At 62.6% G+C, this 14,605-nt stretch carries 13 protein-coding genes; 3 read left to right on the top strand and 10 right to left on the bottom strand.

The window, feature by feature from the left end:
• Positions 1-345 precede the first annotated feature (345 nt).
• Together BA190_RS12475 and BA190_RS12470 are read left to right on the top strand one after the other, a co-directional pair.
• Positions 346-1,179, top strand: a complete 834-nt coding sequence (locus tag BA190_RS12475; RefSeq protein WP_068287126.1) for a MipA/OmpV family protein — start codon at positions 346-348, stop codon at positions 1,177-1,179.
• A gap of 174 nt (positions 1,180-1,353) precedes the next feature.
• The gene (locus tag BA190_RS12470) at positions 1,354-3,315 is read left to right on the top strand and encodes an FAD-dependent oxidoreductase (RefSeq protein ID WP_068287123.1); all 1,962 of its coding nucleotides are present in this window, start codon (positions 1,354-1,356) and stop codon (positions 3,313-3,315) included.
• A gap of 73 nt (positions 3,316-3,388) precedes the next feature.
• Here BA190_RS12470 and BA190_RS12465 read toward each other — a convergent pair whose 3' ends face one another.
• On the bottom strand, positions 3,389-4,093 hold the full coding sequence (locus BA190_RS12465) for an SDR family oxidoreductase (RefSeq protein WP_068287120.1): 705 nt from the start codon (positions 4,091-4,093) through the stop codon (positions 3,389-3,391).
• A gap of 128 nt (positions 4,094-4,221) precedes the next feature.
• Here BA190_RS12465 and gcvA point away from each other — a divergent pair, with 128 nt between their 5' ends.
• The gene (gcvA, locus tag BA190_RS12460; RefSeq protein WP_068287117.1) at positions 4,222-5,139 is read left to right on the top strand and encodes a transcriptional regulator GcvA; all 918 of its coding nucleotides are present in this window, start codon (positions 4,222-4,224) and stop codon (positions 5,137-5,139) included.
• On the opposite strand, the gene BA190_RS12455 is transcribed toward gcvA, so the two are convergent.
• The 9 genes from BA190_RS12455 to BA190_RS12415 all read right to left on the bottom strand — a co-directional run bounded on the left by BA190_RS12455 (position 5,136) and on the right by BA190_RS12415 (position 14,573).
• Positions 5,136-6,872 carry an NAD+ synthase gene (locus tag BA190_RS12455; RefSeq protein WP_068287114.1) on the bottom strand — a complete coding sequence of 579 codons (1,737 nt, stop codon included), beginning with the start codon at positions 6,870-6,872 and terminating at the stop codon, positions 5,136-5,138. The two genes, gcvA and BA190_RS12455, sit on opposite strands and share 4 nt — an antisense overlap.
• 34 nt (positions 6,873-6,906) lie before the next feature.
• Complete coding sequence (locus BA190_RS12450; RefSeq protein WP_068287111.1) at positions 6,907-7,254, bottom strand: diacylglycerol kinase; 348 nt, start codon at positions 7,252-7,254, stop codon at positions 6,907-6,909.
• 136 nt (positions 7,255-7,390) lie between these two features.
• The gene (gene mmsB / locus BA190_RS12445; protein ID WP_068287107.1) at positions 7,391-8,593 is read right to left on the bottom strand and encodes a multiple monosaccharide ABC transporter permease; all 1,203 of its coding nucleotides are present in this window, start codon (positions 8,591-8,593) and stop codon (positions 7,391-7,393) included.
• Positions 8,594-8,595: 2 nt separating this feature from the next.
• Positions 8,596-10,125 carry a multiple monosaccharide ABC transporter ATP-binding protein gene (gene mmsA / locus BA190_RS12440; RefSeq protein ID WP_068287104.1) on the bottom strand — a complete coding sequence of 510 codons (1,530 nt, stop codon included), beginning with the start codon at positions 10,123-10,125 and terminating at the stop codon, positions 8,596-8,598.
• A 79-nt stretch (positions 10,126-10,204) separates the two neighbouring features.
• Positions 10,205-11,269, bottom strand: coding sequence for a multiple monosaccharide ABC transporter substrate-binding protein (gene chvE / locus BA190_RS12435; protein ID WP_068287101.1), 1,065 nt, complete (start codon positions 11,267-11,269; stop codon positions 10,205-10,207).
• 345 nt (positions 11,270-11,614) lie between these two features.
• Positions 11,615-12,679, bottom strand: coding sequence for a multiple monosaccharide ABC transporter substrate-binding protein (chvE, locus tag BA190_RS12430; protein ID WP_068287098.1), 1,065 nt, complete (start codon positions 12,677-12,679; stop codon positions 11,615-11,617).
• A gap of 169 nt (positions 12,680-12,848) precedes the next feature.
• Positions 12,849-13,880, bottom strand: a complete 1,032-nt coding sequence (gene tdh, locus BA190_RS12425; protein WP_068287095.1) for an L-threonine 3-dehydrogenase — start codon at positions 13,878-13,880, stop codon at positions 12,849-12,851.
• A 25-nt stretch (positions 13,881-13,905) separates the two neighbouring features.
• Entirely contained in the window at positions 13,906-14,319 is a 414-nt protein-coding gene (locus BA190_RS12420; protein ID WP_068287092.1) for a type II toxin-antitoxin system VapC family toxin, read from the bottom strand.
• A complete protein-coding gene (locus BA190_RS12415) occupies positions 14,319-14,573 on the bottom strand; it encodes a type II toxin-antitoxin system Phd/YefM family antitoxin (RefSeq protein ID WP_068287089.1) in 255 nt (84 codons plus the stop codon). Before BA190_RS12415 ends, BA190_RS12420 begins: the two co-directional genes overlap by 1 nt.
• Positions 14,574-14,605 lie beyond the last annotated feature (32 nt).

Here is a 14,605-nt window from a genome sequence, read left to right as displayed (position 1 = left end):
TAGAAATATGGCCTGTCCTATACCGCGAACCCTCCCTTTTGAAGGAGAGATTATGAACAGGCTCATGCCATTTTTGCTGGCCACAAAATCGCCATCGTGTTTATAAGGGACACGATAATCAATTGCAGCCGGCTCATAGACTCCTTTCCCGGCTGATCATCGCCACTCAGTGAATGCCGCCAAAATAGGCATCACGAAACTGACGATGCCCTCGGCATCCAAAACATGACGTTAGGGAATTCGTTGATTATTCATGGCATCCTTCATTGTTTGTTGTCACCTCGAAGGCATTGTGCGGCCAGGTTGGCGGCCGTTCCTGCCGCGACCGGAAATGGGAATAGAGTGATGTTGCGTACCTCCCTGAAGACTGCCGCTGCGGCAGGAGTTCTTGCCGTTCTGGCAACGCCGGCGCTGGCCCAGTCCTCTTCCTACACGCCAACGGGATTCTGGGACAACTACATCGCCGGTGGCTGGTCGCTGGAGCTCGGCGCCACCGCCGCCATGGGCCCCAAATATGAAGGCGCCAAGGATTTCAGCTTCCTGCCCTCGCCGATCGTCTCGCTGTCCCGCCAGGGCAAGGGCCCGGCCTTCACCTCGCGCAACGACAATCCGGGTCTGGGCCTCCTCGACAACGGCTTCCTGCGCATCGGCCCGGTCGGCAAGATCCTGTTCGAGCGCGACGGCTCCACCGACGATGATCTCAAGGGCCTCAAGCCGGTACGCTGGGGCGGTGAACTCGGTATCTTCGCCGATATCTATCCGACCGAATGGCTGCGTTTGCGCGCCGAATTGCGGCACGGCATCCGTTCGCATCACGGCCTCGTCGCCGATCTCGCCGCTGATGCCTTCTATGACATCGCGCCGGATTGGCGGATTTCCGGCGGCCCCCGCCTCTCCTTGGCCACGCGCAGCTATTTCGATGCCTATTACGGCGTGAACCTGCAGGAATCGCTCGCTTCCGGCCTCAGCCCCTATTCGCCCGGCGGTGGCCTGAAATCGGTCGGCGTCGGCGGCGCGCTTACCTGGAAGACCACCGACAAGATCACCACCAGCGCCTTTGCAGAATATAGCCGCCTCACCGGCCCCGCCTCCAAATCGAGCCTGGTCAAGGAGCGCGGCTCCCCCAACCAGTTCCTGATCGGCGTTTCGGCAAGCTATCGCTTCGACTTCAATCTCTGAGACGTTCGAGCCCCCTTCTCACAGGCGCGGGCATCCCGCCCGCGCCTGTAAATGTCTGACTTGCGGAACACGAGGCACGAGCCGAATACTTGCTCGCCTGTCGCGACAATCGGCCATGTTGATTGCACGATCGCTCCCGTGCACCCAGTACGGGTCCAGTTTCTGCGAGGCCCCGTGAGCCAGTCCGCCGCCCTTCCCCACCTCTACTCGCCGTTCACGATCCGCAATCTGCGCATCAAGAACCGCATCATGTCCACCGGGCATGACACCACCCTGCCCACGGCCTTCGTGCCCAATGACGCGCTGATCGCCTATCAGCAGGCGCGTGCCCAGGGCGGCGTCGGGCTGATCGTGCTGCAGGTCGCCGGCGTGCATGAGACGGCGCGCTATACCTCCCATCTCTTGATGGCGACCAGCGACGACTGCATTCCCGGCTACCGGCGCCTCGCGGAAGTCTGCCATGCCGAGGGAGCCGCGGTATTCGGCCAGCTCTTCCATCCCGGGCGCGAGATCATGGAGACGGCCGAAGGCACCGCCCCCGTCGCCTACGCGCCCTCTGCCGTGCCCAACCAGCGCTTCCATGTCATGCCGCGGGCCATGAGCACGGCAATGATCGGCGAAATCGTCGAGGGCTATGGCGAGGCCGCACGCCGGCTCGAACAGGCCGGGATCGACGGCGTGGAGATCGTCGGCAGCCATGGCTACCTGCCCTCCCAATTCGTCAATCCGCGCGTCAATCTGCGCGAGGACGCCTATGGCGGTTCTCTCGACAATCGCCTGCGCTTCATCCGCGAGAGCCTGGCCGCCATCCGCGCCAGGACAGGACCGGACTTCGTGGTCGGGCTGCGCTTTTCATCCGAGGACAGCGATCTCAACGGCCTCACCGCCGAGGAAGTGGCGGAAGTGCTCACCGCCCTCGACGGCAGCTTCGACTATTTCAACCTGACGGTCGGTTCCTCGGCCAGCTTCGGTGGTGCCGTGCATATCGCCCCCGCCATGGCCTTCGCCAGCGGCTATGGTGCACCGTCGGCAGCGGCGGTGAAGCGCAAGGTGAAGACGCCGGTCTTCTATGCCGGACGGGTGAACCAGCCCCAGGATGCCGAGCAGCTGATCGCCAACGGCTCGGCCGACATGGTCGGCATGACGCGGGCGCTGATCTGCGACCCCGACATGCCCGCCAAGGCCGAGCAGGGCCGCTTCGACGACATTCGCGCCTGCATCGCCTGCAACCAGGCCTGCATCGGCCATTTCCAGCTCGGCGTGCCGATTTCCTGCATCCAGCATCCGGAGACCGGGCGCGAATTGCGCTACGGCAAGGTACTGCGTGCCGGCGCCGTGAAGAAGGTACTGGTCGCCGGCGGCGGTCCGGCCGGCATGAAAGCCGCCAGCATCGCCGCCTCGCGCGGCCATGACGTCACGCTCTACGAGGCGTCGGGCCGGCTCGGTGGCCAGGCCCTGCTGGCGCAATTGCTGCCACGGCGCATGGAGTTTGGCGGCATCGTCACCAATCTCACCCGCGAAGCCGAGCTTGCCGGCGTCACCATGGTGAAGAACACCAGAGTCGACCGCGCCTTGGTCGAGCACGAGCGCCCCGACGTGGTCATCATCGCCACCGGCGCCACGCCGCGCCATCCCGAACTGCCCGGTGCGGAAACCGCCCATGTCGTCGACGCCTGGCAGGTGCTGCGCGACGAGGCCAATGTCGGCAGCTCCGTACTGGTGGCGGACTGGCGCTGCGACTGGATCGGCATGGGCGTCGCCGAGAAGCTGGCGCGGGCCGGCTGCAAGGTCCGCCTTGCCGTCAATGGCTACATGCCAGGCCAGCGCATCCAGGCCTATGTCCGCGACCACTGGGCCGGCGTGCTGCACGATCTCGGCATCGAAGTCATCCCCTATGCCGATCTCTACGGCGTCGACGGGCAGACCGTCTATCTCGCCCATGTCACCGGGCGCGAGCCGATCATCGTCGACGGCATCGACACGCTGGTGACGTCGCTCGGCCATGAGGCCGCCAATGCCCTGGAAGCCGAGCTGGAAGGCCTTCCCGCCGAGATCCATCTCATCGGTGATTGCCTGACGCCCCGCACGGCCGAGGAAGCGGTGCTGGAAGGCCTGAAGGCCGGCTGGGCCATCTGAGAACGCGACATCTTTCCGGGTGCGCGGACGAGACACCCGCGCATCCGGGAAATGGCGCTCCAAACGCGTTCCTTCAGAGCGAGCGCATCAGCCCGCCATCGACGCGGATATTCTGGCCAGTGATGTAGCCGGCGCCCTCCGAGGCGAGAAAGGCGACCGTAGCCGCGATCTCCTCGCTGGTGCCGTAGCGGCCCATCGGCACGCTGTCGCGGCGTTCCTCGGTGGCCGGCAGGCTGTCGATCCAGCCCGGCAGCACATTGTTCATGCGCACATTGTCGGCGGCATGCTGATCGGCGAAGAGCTTGGTGTAGGCGGCAAGCCCAGCGCGGAACACGGCCGAGGTCGGGAACATCGCCGTCGGCTCGAAGGCCCAGGCCGTCGAGATGTTGATGATGGCGCCGCTCTTCTGGCGAATCATCGTGGGGGCCACCAGGCGGGTCGCTCGGATCACGTTCATCAGATAGACGTCGAGCCCCGTGTGCCATTGCTCATCGGTGATCTCCAGAAGCGGCGCACGCGGACCATGGCCAGCGCTGTTGACCAGCACGTCGACACGTCCCCAACGCTCGAGCGTGCGATCGGTGAGGCGCTGCAAATCCTCGTTGGACTGGTTGGAGCCGGTGACACCGAGACCGCCCAATTCCTGCGCGATGGCTTCCCCCTTGCCGGAGGAGGAGAGAATGGCAACCTTGTAGCCATCCTTGGCCAGGCGCCTTGCGGCAGCTGCTCCCATGCCACTGCCGCCGGCCGTAACGATCGCTACTTTTTCTGCTGCCATTGAAGTCATCCTTCCATATTCCGGAGCGGCGCAAGGCCGCGACAAAGCGCCTGTCTTCCTGATATACTGCCAAATCAGGCTTCATTCGAGCCAGAATAGCTATTCCGATCCTGTAGAAAAACTACTGCATGCCGGATGTCCTGCCTCACCTTCCTCCGCTCAAGGCCCTGCGCGCCTTCGAAGCTGCCGCACGCCATCTGAACTTCCGCCTTGCCGCCGAGGAGCTGAACGTAACCCAGGGCGCCGTCGCCCAGCATATCCGAGGGCTGGAGGCCGATCTCGGCGTGAAACTGTTCGAACGGCTGCCTCGTGGGCTTACCCTTACCCATGCCGGGCAGGGCTATCTGCCCAATATCCGCCGGGCTTTCGAACTCATCGCCGATGCGACGCAGGGACTGCGCCCCGAGCCTGCCAGGCTGACGATCAGCGTCACGCCGAGCTTCGCGACCAAATGGCTGATCCCCAGGCTGCCGCAATTCGTGGCCGAGCATCCGCTCGTCGAGTTGCGCATTCTGGCCAATGAGAGCCTGTCGAATTTCCAGAGCGACGGCGTCGACATCGCGGTGCGGCAAGGGCGGTTGCCCTTCGGGCCGGGACTGGTGGTCGAGCGCCTGTTTGCGCAGCAGGTGATCGCCGTCTGCGCGCCCGGCCTGCTGCCGGCCGGCACCAACGGCCTCGAACCAGCCGAGATTCCGAGCCATACCCTCCTGCACGATACCCACAATCTGTGGCCCGAGTTTCTCGAACAGGCGCTGGGGCTGAAGCCGCTCGTCGAGCCGCGGCGGATGCGCTTCAACCAGACGGGACTGGCGATCGAGGCGGCCGCCGCCGGCCAGGGCATCGCGCTCGCCAGCCGCTTCCTTGTCGCCGGCGACCTCGCCAGCGGCAGGCTGGTCCAGCCGGTGGCTGCCGAACTGTCCGGCAGCCATGATTTTTACGTCGTGCTGCCACGCCGGCAGCGCCATCCCGAACCGACGGACGCGGTCCGGCGCTGGCTCATCGCGACGGCCCAGGCGGAAGCGCGAGCAGACGACCCCGAAGCTTAGAAATCCACCGCATCCGCGCTCGCGGTGGTGGAGACCCGATAGAGTGCGGCATCCGGCACGAAGGCGGCCTTGTTGCCGTCCCGGAACCGGTTGGTGATCGGATAACGGCGATCACGGCCGAAATTCTTCTCCGTCACCTTCACGCCGGGCGCGGCCTGGCGGCGCTTGTATTCGGCCAGATAGAGCAGGCGCTCGACCTTGCGCACGGTCTCCTCGTCATAGCCGCGCGCCACGATCTCGCTGACCCGCATCTCGCTTTCGACCAGGCAGCGCAGGATGTCGTCGAGCACGTCATAGGGCGGCAGCGAATCCTGGTCCTTCTGGTTCTCGCGCAATTCGGCGGATGGCGCCTTGGTCAGGATGTTTCGCGGAATCACCACGCCCGCCGGCCCCTTGGCATCCACCGGTTTCCAGCGATTGCGCAGCTCGCACAGGCGATAGACCTCGGTCTTGTAGAGGTCCTTGATCGGGTTGAAGCCGCCATTCATGTCGCCATAGAGCGTGCAATAGCCGACCGACATCTCCGACTTGTTGCCGGTGGTCACCACCATGGCGCCGAACTTGTTGGAGATCGACATCAGGATGGTGCCACGGGCGCGGCTCTGCATGTTCTCCTCGGCAATGCCACGTGGCTGGCCCTTGAACAACGGTTCGAGCACGCTCTCCAGCCCGCTCACCGGCGCTTCGATCGGCACGACGTCATAGCGCACGCCCAGCGCCGCGGCGCATTCGAAGGCATCCTTCAGGGATTCGGGCGAGGTGTAACGATAGGGCAGCATCACGCAATGCACCCGCTCCGGCCCGAGCGCGTCCACCGCCATGGCCGCTACCAGGGCGGAATCGACACCGCCGGACAGGCCGAGCACCACACCTGGAAAGCCGTTCTTGTCGACATAGTCGCGCAGACCCAGGACACAGGCCTGGTAATCGGCTTCCTCGCCCTCCTCCACCAGTTCGACCATGCCCGGCTCGCACGCCCAGCCTTGTGCCCCGCGCCGCCAAATGGTGGTAACAACGGCTTCCCGGAAAGCCGGCAATTGCACCGCCAGGCGATGATCGGCATTGAGGGCGAAGGAGGCGCCGTCGAAAATCACCTCGTCCTGGCCGCCAACCTCATTGGCATAGAGCAGCGGAAGACCGGATTCGGTGACGCGCGCCACCGCCACGTTGAGCCGGATGTCGGACTTGTCGCGATGATAGGGTGAACCATTGGGCACCAGCAGGATTTCGGCGCCCGTCTCGGCGAGGCACTCGACTACGTCATGGCCCCAGATATCCTCGCAGATCGGTACGCCCAGACGCACGCCGCGAAAGGCGATCGGACCCGGCAGGGGCCCCGGCTGGAACACGCGCTTCTCGTCGAACACGCCGTAATTGGGCAGATCGTTCTTGAAGCGGACGGCGGCGACGATCCCCTTGTCCACCAGCGCTACCGCATTGTGCAGCTTGTCTTTCTCTCGCCAGGGCAGACCCACCAGGGCAGCCGGCCCGCCGTCGGCCGTATCGCGGGCGAAATCCTCCAGCGCGGCACGGCAGGCGTCCTGAAAAGCGGGCTTGAGCACCAGATCCTCGGGCAGGTAGCCGCAGAGGAAGAGTTCGGTGAACAGCACGAGATCGGCGCCCTGCTCGCGCGCACTCGCCCTGGCAGCGCGCGCCTTGGCGAGGTTGCCGACGATATCGCCGAGCGTCGGCTTGAGCTGGGCGATGGCAATGCGCAGAATATCGGTGCTCATGGTCTCTTCAAAGGCGGATAAGGATCCGCCATCCTTACACCAGCCTTTCGGCCAGCGCGAGAATCCAGGTCAGGCCCGCCAAGGTAAGCGCCGTGAACACCGCTGCCGATCCGAGATCCTTGACGATGCGGATATGGGGGTGGCGGTCGGGCGTAACATGGTCCGACAGCGCCTCGATGGCGGTGTTGAGCAACTCCACCATCAGCACCAGCAGGATGACGCCGATCAGGGCAAGGCGCTTCCACCAGCTTTCGGTCACGAAGAAGCTCGCCGGCACCGCGACGAGCAGCACGACGACCTCCTGGCGTACCGCCAGTTCGTAGCGGACGGCATGGGCAAGGCCCGCTGCCGAGTTGAAGAATGCCTTGACGATTCGCTCCATGACCACTCCCGAGAACGGCAGGCGTTTTAAGGCCACGCCGCGGCAATCGCCAAGTAGAATCGGGGCATTGCAATCGAGACGGTATCAAGCAAATGCCGGCCCGAAGGCCGGCATACTGCCATCGTTATGGTCTCTCTCAGCGCTTCTTCTTGTAGTAGACGTCGAGACAGACGGCGAAGAGCAGCACCAGGCCCTTGATCCATTTCTGGTCGTCGATGCCGAGGCCGAGAATCGACATGCCGACATTCATCACGCCCATCAGCAAGGCGCCGATCACCGCGCCGGTGATCTTGCCGACGCCGCCCGAGGCCGAAGCGCCGCCGATGAAGCAAGCCGCGATGACGTCGAGTTCATAGCCGTCGCCCGCTTTCGGGGTCGCCATGCCGCCGAAGCGCGAGGTGACGATCAGCCCGGCCAAGGCTGCCAGCGCGCCCATATTGACGAAGGTCAACAGGATGAGGCGGTCAGTGTTGATGCCGGAGAGCTTGGCCGCCTTCTCGTTGCCGCCGAGGGCATAGATGCGCCGGCCGACCACGGTGCGGGTGGTGACGAAGACATAGAGCAGCGTCAGCGCCAGCAGGATGATCAGCACCATCGGCAGGCCACGATACATGGCGAGGAGATAGCTGACATAGACGGTGGCGACCGCCATCAGGATGTTGCGGCCGATGAAGATCGCCATCGGCTCTTCCTCCACGCCGTGCTTGAGCCGCGTCATCCGGCCCTTGATGTTCACCAGGATGAACAGCGCCGCGGCGATCAGGCCAAGGGCGAAGGTGGTGGTGAAGAAGTTCTGAGCGGCGAAGGGATCGGGAATCCAGCCGGCGCTGAGCTGGTTGAACTCGGCCGGCAGCGGGCCGACATTGGTATTGCCGAGCAGGCGATAGGTCAGCCCTCGAAACACCAGCATGCCCGCCAGGGTGACGATGAAGGAGGGAATGCGCAGATAGGCGATGAAATAGCCCTGGATGCCGCCGATCAGCGCCCCGACCACCAGGGTGGCGACCGCCGCCGGTGCCCAATGCCAGCCGAGCTTCACCATCAGCGTCGCGGCGACGGCGCCGGTGAAGGCGCAGACCGAGCCGACCGACAGGTCGATATGGCCGGCCACGATCACCAGCAGCATGCCGAGTGCCATGACGATGACATAGCCGTTCTGGTTGGGAATGTTGTTGATGTTGGACGGTGCCAGCATCCGCCCTTCCGTCATGTATTGGAAGAAGCCGACGATGACGATCAGAGAGATCAGCAGGCCATAGTCGCGGATGTTGCCGCTGATATATTCAAGGATCGATTTCTTGGGCGAAGAGCCTTGAGCTTCCACGGTGTTTGTCGTCATCGTCAATGTCCTTCCGCACGCATGATGGCGCGCATGATCTTTTCTTGGGTGGCCTCGGCACCGGGGAATTCGCCTACGAAGCGGCCCGCATTCATCACATAGATGCGATCGCACATGCCGAGCAGTTCCGGCATCTCGGAGGAAATCATCAGCACGGCTTTACCTTCATTCACCATCTCGTTGATGATGCTGTAGATTTCGTACTTCGCACCGACATCGATACCGCGCGTCGGCTCGTCGAGCATCAGCAGTTCAGGATTGGAGAACAGCCATTTGGAGAGCACCACCTTCTGCTGATTGCCGCCCGACAGGTTCACCGTCTTCTGAAAAACGTTGGGAGAGCGGATATTCAGCTTGCGCCTGTAGTCGTTGGCCACCCGCAATTCCTTGATGTCGTCGATGACGGAATTCTTCGACACACCTTCCAGGTTGCTGAGCGTGATGTTCTTGATGATGTCCTCTTCGAGGACGAGGCCGAGTTGCTTGCGGTCCTCCGTAACGTAAGCGAGGCCGTTGGCCAGCGCCTTGTGGATGGTCGTGAGATCGACCGGCTTGCCGTGCATCAGGGCCTGGCCGCTGATGCGCTGGCCGTAGGACTGGCCGAAGATGCTCATGGCAAGCTCCGTCCGCCCAGCGCCCATCAGGCCGGAGATGCCGACGACCTCGCCCTTGCGCACGGTGAAGTTCACGCCCTTGACCACCTGGCGATCGGAATGCTCGTGGTGGTGCACCACCCAGTCCTTGATCTCCAGGACAGGCTCGCCGATCTTGGGCTCGCGGCTGGGATAACGATCCGCCATTTCGCGCCCGACCATGCCCTTGATGATGCGGTCTTCGCTGATCGCCTCGTTACGGCAGTCGAGGGTCTCGATCGAGGCACCGTCGCGGATCACCGTGATCTCGTCGCAGACCTTGGAAATCTCGTTGAGCTTGTGCGAGATCAGGATCGAGGAAATGCCCTGTCGCTTGAACTCCAGAAGGAGGTCGAGCAGGGCATCGCTGTCGCTTTCGTTGAGACTGGCCGTCGGCTCGTCGAGGATCAGCAGCTTGACGTCCTTCGACAAGGCCTTGGCGATTTCGACGAGTTGCTGCTTGCCGACGCCGATATTGGTGATGAGCGTGTCCGGCGATTCCCTCAACCCGACCTTATCCAGCACCTTGCGAGTCTTGCCATAGGTCAGGGGCCAATCGATCAGGCCACCGGTGGCCTGCTCGTTGCCGAGGAAGATGTTCTCGGCGATGGAGAGCAGCGGCACCAGGGCAAGTTCCTGGTGGATGATGATGATGCCGAGCTCTTCAGACTGGCGGATATCCTTGAAGTGGCATTCCTTGCCGCGGAAGCGAATCTCCCCTTCGTAGGAGCCGTGGGGATAGACCCCGCTCAGCACCTTCATCAGGGTTGATTTGCCGGCGCCATTCTCGCCGACCACGCCGTGAATTTCGCCCTCGTTGACCGTGAGGTTGACGTTGCTGAGCGCCTTGACCCCCGGAAAGGTCTTGGTGATGCCCCGCATTTCCAGGATGGCTGTCATAGTGGATGACCTGTGAAAAGGGCGGCCGGCACCGTGGTGCCAGCCGCCCGATACCCTAACATGGTTTGAGGACGACCACTTATTTCAGCTGGTCTTCCTTGTAGTAACCGCCATCGACCAGCACCTGCTTCCAATTATCCTTGGTGACCAGGACGGGCTTGAGCAGATAGGTCGGCACCACCTTCTTGCCGTTGTCGTAGCTCTTGGTGTCGTTGATCTCAGGCTTGCCGCCGGAGAGCACGGCGTCGACCATGTCGACCGAGACCTTGGCGAGCTGGCGCGTATCCTTGTAGATCGTCGAGTACTGGTCGCCGGCGATGATCGCCTTGACGGACGCAACTTCCGCGTCCTGGCCGGAGATGAAGGGCATGGGCTTGTCGCCCGAGCCGTAGCCGGCGGCCTTCAGCGAAGCGATGATACCACGCGACAGGCCGTCATAGGGCGACAGTACCGCGTCGACCTTCTTGTCGGTGTAGAAAGCGGAGAGGAGGTTATCCATGCGCGACTGGGCGAGCGAACCGTCCCAGCGCAGCGTACCGACCTTGTCCATGCCTGCCTGCTTGGACTGCACCACCAGCTTGCCGCTGTCGATGTAGGGCTGCAACACCGACATGGCGCCGTTGTAGAAGAAGAAGGCGTTGTTGTCGTCGGGCGAGCCGCCGAACAGCTCGATGTTGAAGGGTCCCTTGCCGTCCTTGAGGCCGAGGCCGGCTTCCAGCGACTGGGCCTGCAGCACGCCGACCTGGAAATTGTCGAAGGTCGCGTAATAGTCGACATTCTCCGAATTGCGGATCAGGCGGTCATAGGCGATGACCTTCACGCCCTTGGCCGCAGCCTCCTTGAGCACGTCGGCCAGCGTGGTGCCGTCGATCGAGGCGATCACCAGGACCTTGTCGCCCTTGGTGAGCATGTTCTCGATCTGGGCGAGCTGGTTGGGGATGTCGTCGTCGGCATATTGCAGATCGGTGGCATAGCCCTTGGCCTGGAGCTGCTTGACGACATTGTTGCCGTCGTCGATCCAGCGCTCCGAAGTCTTGGTCGGCATGGCGATGCCGACAGGCCCCTTATCCTGGGCAAGGGCCGGCGATGCGAGCGTGATCGCGCCGAAGGCAGCAGCCAAAAGCAAGGATTTGAATAGTTTCACGTCTCTCTCCCAAGTTGACGTTTTCCCGGTCCGGGACGAACCGGGTCTAGAAAATTGCCCCTCAGCCGACATCGGGAATCGAAGCGGCCCCAATGGAGCCTCTTCTCACCCCCGGAGCACAGCCGAATGCGTCCAGAACCGTGCCGCCAAGGGGTGTTTCTTCCAGCGAGGCTCAGAATTCATAAGAGCTTTCCGATGCTTGTCAATTGGTATTACAATTAGCAAACAGATGATGCGCCACCGTCCCCCAAGAGCGACGGTGGCGCTTCTCGTCATCGCATGTCAATCGGTCAGGGGGAACGGCCGGCGTTGCGGTCGCGGGTTACCGTTCGATGTCCCGAGCCCCTATTTCAACTGATCTTCCTTATAGTAGCCGCTGTCGACGAGCACCTGCTTCCAGTTGTCCTTGGTGACCAGGACGGGCTTGAGCAGATAGGTGGGCACCACCTTCTTGCCGTTGTCGTAGCTCTTGGTGTCGTTGATCTCGGGCTTGCCGCCGGAGAGCACGGCATCGACCATACCGACCGACACCTTGGCCAGTTCGCGGGTATCCTTGAAGACGGTGGAATATTGGTCACCGGCGATGATCGCCTTGACGGACGCGACTTCGGCGTCCTGGCCGGAGATGAAGGGGATCGGCTTGTCGCCCGAGCCATAACCGGCCGCCTTCAGCGAGGCGACGATGCCGTGGGCGAGGGTGTCGTTCGGCGACAGCACCGCGTCGACCTTCTTGTCGGTGTAGAAGGCGGAGAGAAGGTTGTCCATGCGCGACTGGGCGAGCGAGCCGTCCCAGTTCAGCGTGCCGACCTTGTCCATGCCCATCTGCTTGGACTGCACCACCAGCTTGCCGCTGTCGAGATAAGGTTGCAGGACGGACAGGGCGCCGTTGTAGAAGAAGAAGGCGTTGTTATCGTCCGGCGAACCGCCGAACAGCTCGATGTTGAATGGGCCCTTGCCCTCCTTGAGACCGAGAGCCGTCTCCAGAGACTGGGCCTGCAGCACACCGACCTGGAAATTGTCGAAGGTCGCGTAATAGTCGACATTCTCCGAATTGCGGATCAGGCGGTCATAGGCGATGACCTTCACGCCCTTGGCGGCGGCGGCCTTGAGAGCATCGGCCAGCGTGGTGCCGTCGATTGCCGCGATCACCAGCACCTTGTCGCCCTTGGTGAGCATGTTCTCAATCTGCGCGAGCTGGCCGGGAATATCGCCATTGGCATATTGCAGATCGGCGCCATAGCCCTTGGCCTCAAGCTGCTTGACGACATTCTTGCCGTCGTCGATCCAGCGCTCGACCGTCTTGTCCGGCATGGCGATGCCGACGGTCCCCTTGTCCTGCGCCAAGGCCGGCGTCACCAGAACACCCGCGACCAAGGCGCTCGCCAGACACAGTTTTTGAAACAATCCCATAGTGCCTCCCGATTTCATGAGTTACGTACCTCAATTTTCGTCACTGCAGCGGCCGATCTTTCGCTGCAATGGTACGACGAATGATAGATTAGTGCCTCAACCTGTCAACGACCCATGATGCACGGACCTCATGGATCGTCCTCGCCGAGACGCAATCGGCCCCTGCCCTTCAGGCATTCCAGTCGAGCACGATCTTCCCGCATTCGCCGCGCGCCATCGTCTCGAAGCCCTCGAGATAGTCGGCGACGGCCAGCCGATGGGTGATCACAGGACGGATGTTGAGCCCGCTCTGCAACATGGCCAGCATCTTGTGCCAGGTCTCGAACATCTCACGACCGTAGATGCCCTTGATGGTCAGCATCTTGAAGACGATCTTGTTCCAGTCGACGGCGAAGGGCGTGGCAGGAATGCCCAGCATAGCGATCTTGGAGCCCATCAGCATGACGTCGAGCATCTGCTGGAAGGCCGCCGGCGCACCGCTCATCTCCAGGCCGACATCGAAGCCTTCCTTCATCTTCAGGCGGGTCATCACATCGCGCAGATCTTCCTTGGCGACGTTGACCGGCACGACGTCGGCCACCTTGGCGGCGAGATCGAGGCGGACCGGATTGATGTCGGTGATCACGACATGGCGGGCACCGGCATGGCGGGCCACGGCCCCGGCCATGATGCCGATCGGGCCGGCGCCGGTGATCAGCACGTCCTCGCCGACGAGATCGAAGGACAGCGCCGTGTGCACCGCATTGCCGAGCGGATCGAGGATGGCGCCGAGCTCGTCGTCCACCTCCTCGGGCAGCGGCACGATGTTGAAGGCCGGCACCTTCACATATTCGGCGAAGGCGCCGGGCATGTTGACGCCAATGCCGCGCGTGTCGGGATCGAGATGGAAGCGCCCTGCCCGCGTCGCCCGGCTCTTCATGCCGATGACGTGCCCCTCGCCCGACACGCGCTCGCCGATCTTGAGGCTGTGCACGGCCGAGCCGATCTCGACGATCTCACCGGCATATTCATGGCCGACGATCATCGGCACCGGCACCGTCTTCTGGGCCCAGGCGTCCCATTTGTAGATGTGGATGTCGGTGCCGCAGATGCCGGTTTTCCGCACCTTCACCAGGACATCGTTGGGACCGAGTTCAGGCATCGGCTCATTGTCCGAAAACCAAAGGCCGGGTTCGGGCTTGGATTTGACGAGGGCTTTCATCTGTCAGGGCTTTCTTGGGAGGCCTTCAGGCTTGCCAGGGGTTGAAGACAGGAACGCCGAGGGGGCTAAAATCGGCGACATTTCGGGTGACCATGGTCAGGCCATGCTCCAAGGCCGTAGCCGCAATCATCGCATCCCGTTCGGGCCGCCGGTCCGGGACATGCAGCCGCGCACATATCTGCGCGGTCCGAGATCCAAACTGTAAAATCCGGCCATCATAACTGGGCTCGACTTTGCCAACCAACCAGTTACGAAGAATTCCGCCTTGCGTGGGATCACGCCGCTCGATCGACAACACGCCAATTTCGAGTTCCATCAAGGTGACTGCAGAGATGAATTGTCTCGATCTGGCGGTGGCGTAAGCCCATTCGAGAAGCTTTGGCGCGGCAAGACGAGGACGACGCAGCTCGGAGAGGACATTGGTATCCAGCAGGAACATCAGTCGAATACCGTCTCCCTGCGCACGATCTCACGCAAGCGCGGCGGCTCGAAATCGAAATCCGCTTCCGGTTCGTCCTGGCGGAGCAAATCCACGATGCTTGGCTCTTCCCCGACAAGGCGCTGATATTCCTCATGCTTCAGCAACACGAAGGCCGGCTTGCCGCGATCGGTGATCACGAGCGGGCCTTCCTCTGCGGCGCGCTTGGCTTTGCCGATATCGTGATTGAACTCCCGGCTGCTCATGTGCTTCATCGGAGACCTCCGCAGGGTATGTAGTTACGATA

It is taken from the genome of Labrys sp. WJW (genome assembly GCF_001676615.1).
GTDB classification, from domain to species: Bacteria; Pseudomonadota; Alphaproteobacteria; order Rhizobiales; family Labraceae; genus Labrys; species Labrys sedimenti.
The sequence above is the reverse complement of the archived record's forward strand: the minus strand, read 5'-3'. Positions and strand labels throughout refer to the sequence as shown.

Excerpts from the sequence above, each read along its gene's own strand:
- BA190_RS12415 (WP_068287089.1), bottom strand. The coding sequence starts at position 14,573 with ATGAAGCACATGAGCAGCCGGGAGTTCAATCACGATATCGGCAAAGCC.
- BA190_RS12455 (WP_068287114.1), bottom strand. The coding sequence starts at position 6,872 with ATGAGCACCGATATTCTGCGCATTGCCATCGCCCAGCTCAAGCCGACG.
- gcvA (WP_068287117.1), top strand. The coding sequence starts at position 4,222 with ATGCCGGATGTCCTGCCTCACCTTCCTCCGCTCAAGGCCCTGCGCGCC.
- BA190_RS12465 (WP_068287120.1), bottom strand. The coding sequence starts at position 4,093 with ATGGCAGCAGAAAAAGTAGCGATCGTTACGGCCGGCGGCAGTGGCATG.
- tdh (WP_068287095.1), bottom strand. The coding sequence starts at position 13,880 with ATGAAAGCCCTCGTCAAATCCAAGCCCGAACCCGGCCTTTGGTTTTCG.
- mmsA (WP_068287104.1), bottom strand. The coding sequence starts at position 10,125 with ATGACAGCCATCCTGGAAATGCGGGGCATCACCAAGACCTTTCCGGGG.
- mmsB (WP_068287107.1), bottom strand. The coding sequence starts at position 8,593 with ATGACGACAAACACCGTGGAAGCTCAAGGCTCTTCGCCCAAGAAATCG.
- BA190_RS12475 (WP_068287126.1), top strand. The coding sequence starts at position 346 with ATGTTGCGTACCTCCCTGAAGACTGCCGCTGCGGCAGGAGTTCTTGCC.
- BA190_RS12420 (WP_068287092.1), bottom strand. The coding sequence starts at position 14,319 with ATGTTCCTGCTGGATACCAATGTCCTCTCCGAGCTGCGTCGTCCTCGT.
- chvE (WP_068287098.1), bottom strand. The coding sequence starts at position 12,679 with ATGGGATTGTTTCAAAAACTGTGTCTGGCGAGCGCCTTGGTCGCGGGT.
- BA190_RS12450 (WP_068287111.1), bottom strand. The coding sequence starts at position 7,254 with ATGGAGCGAATCGTCAAGGCATTCTTCAACTCGGCAGCGGGCCTTGCC.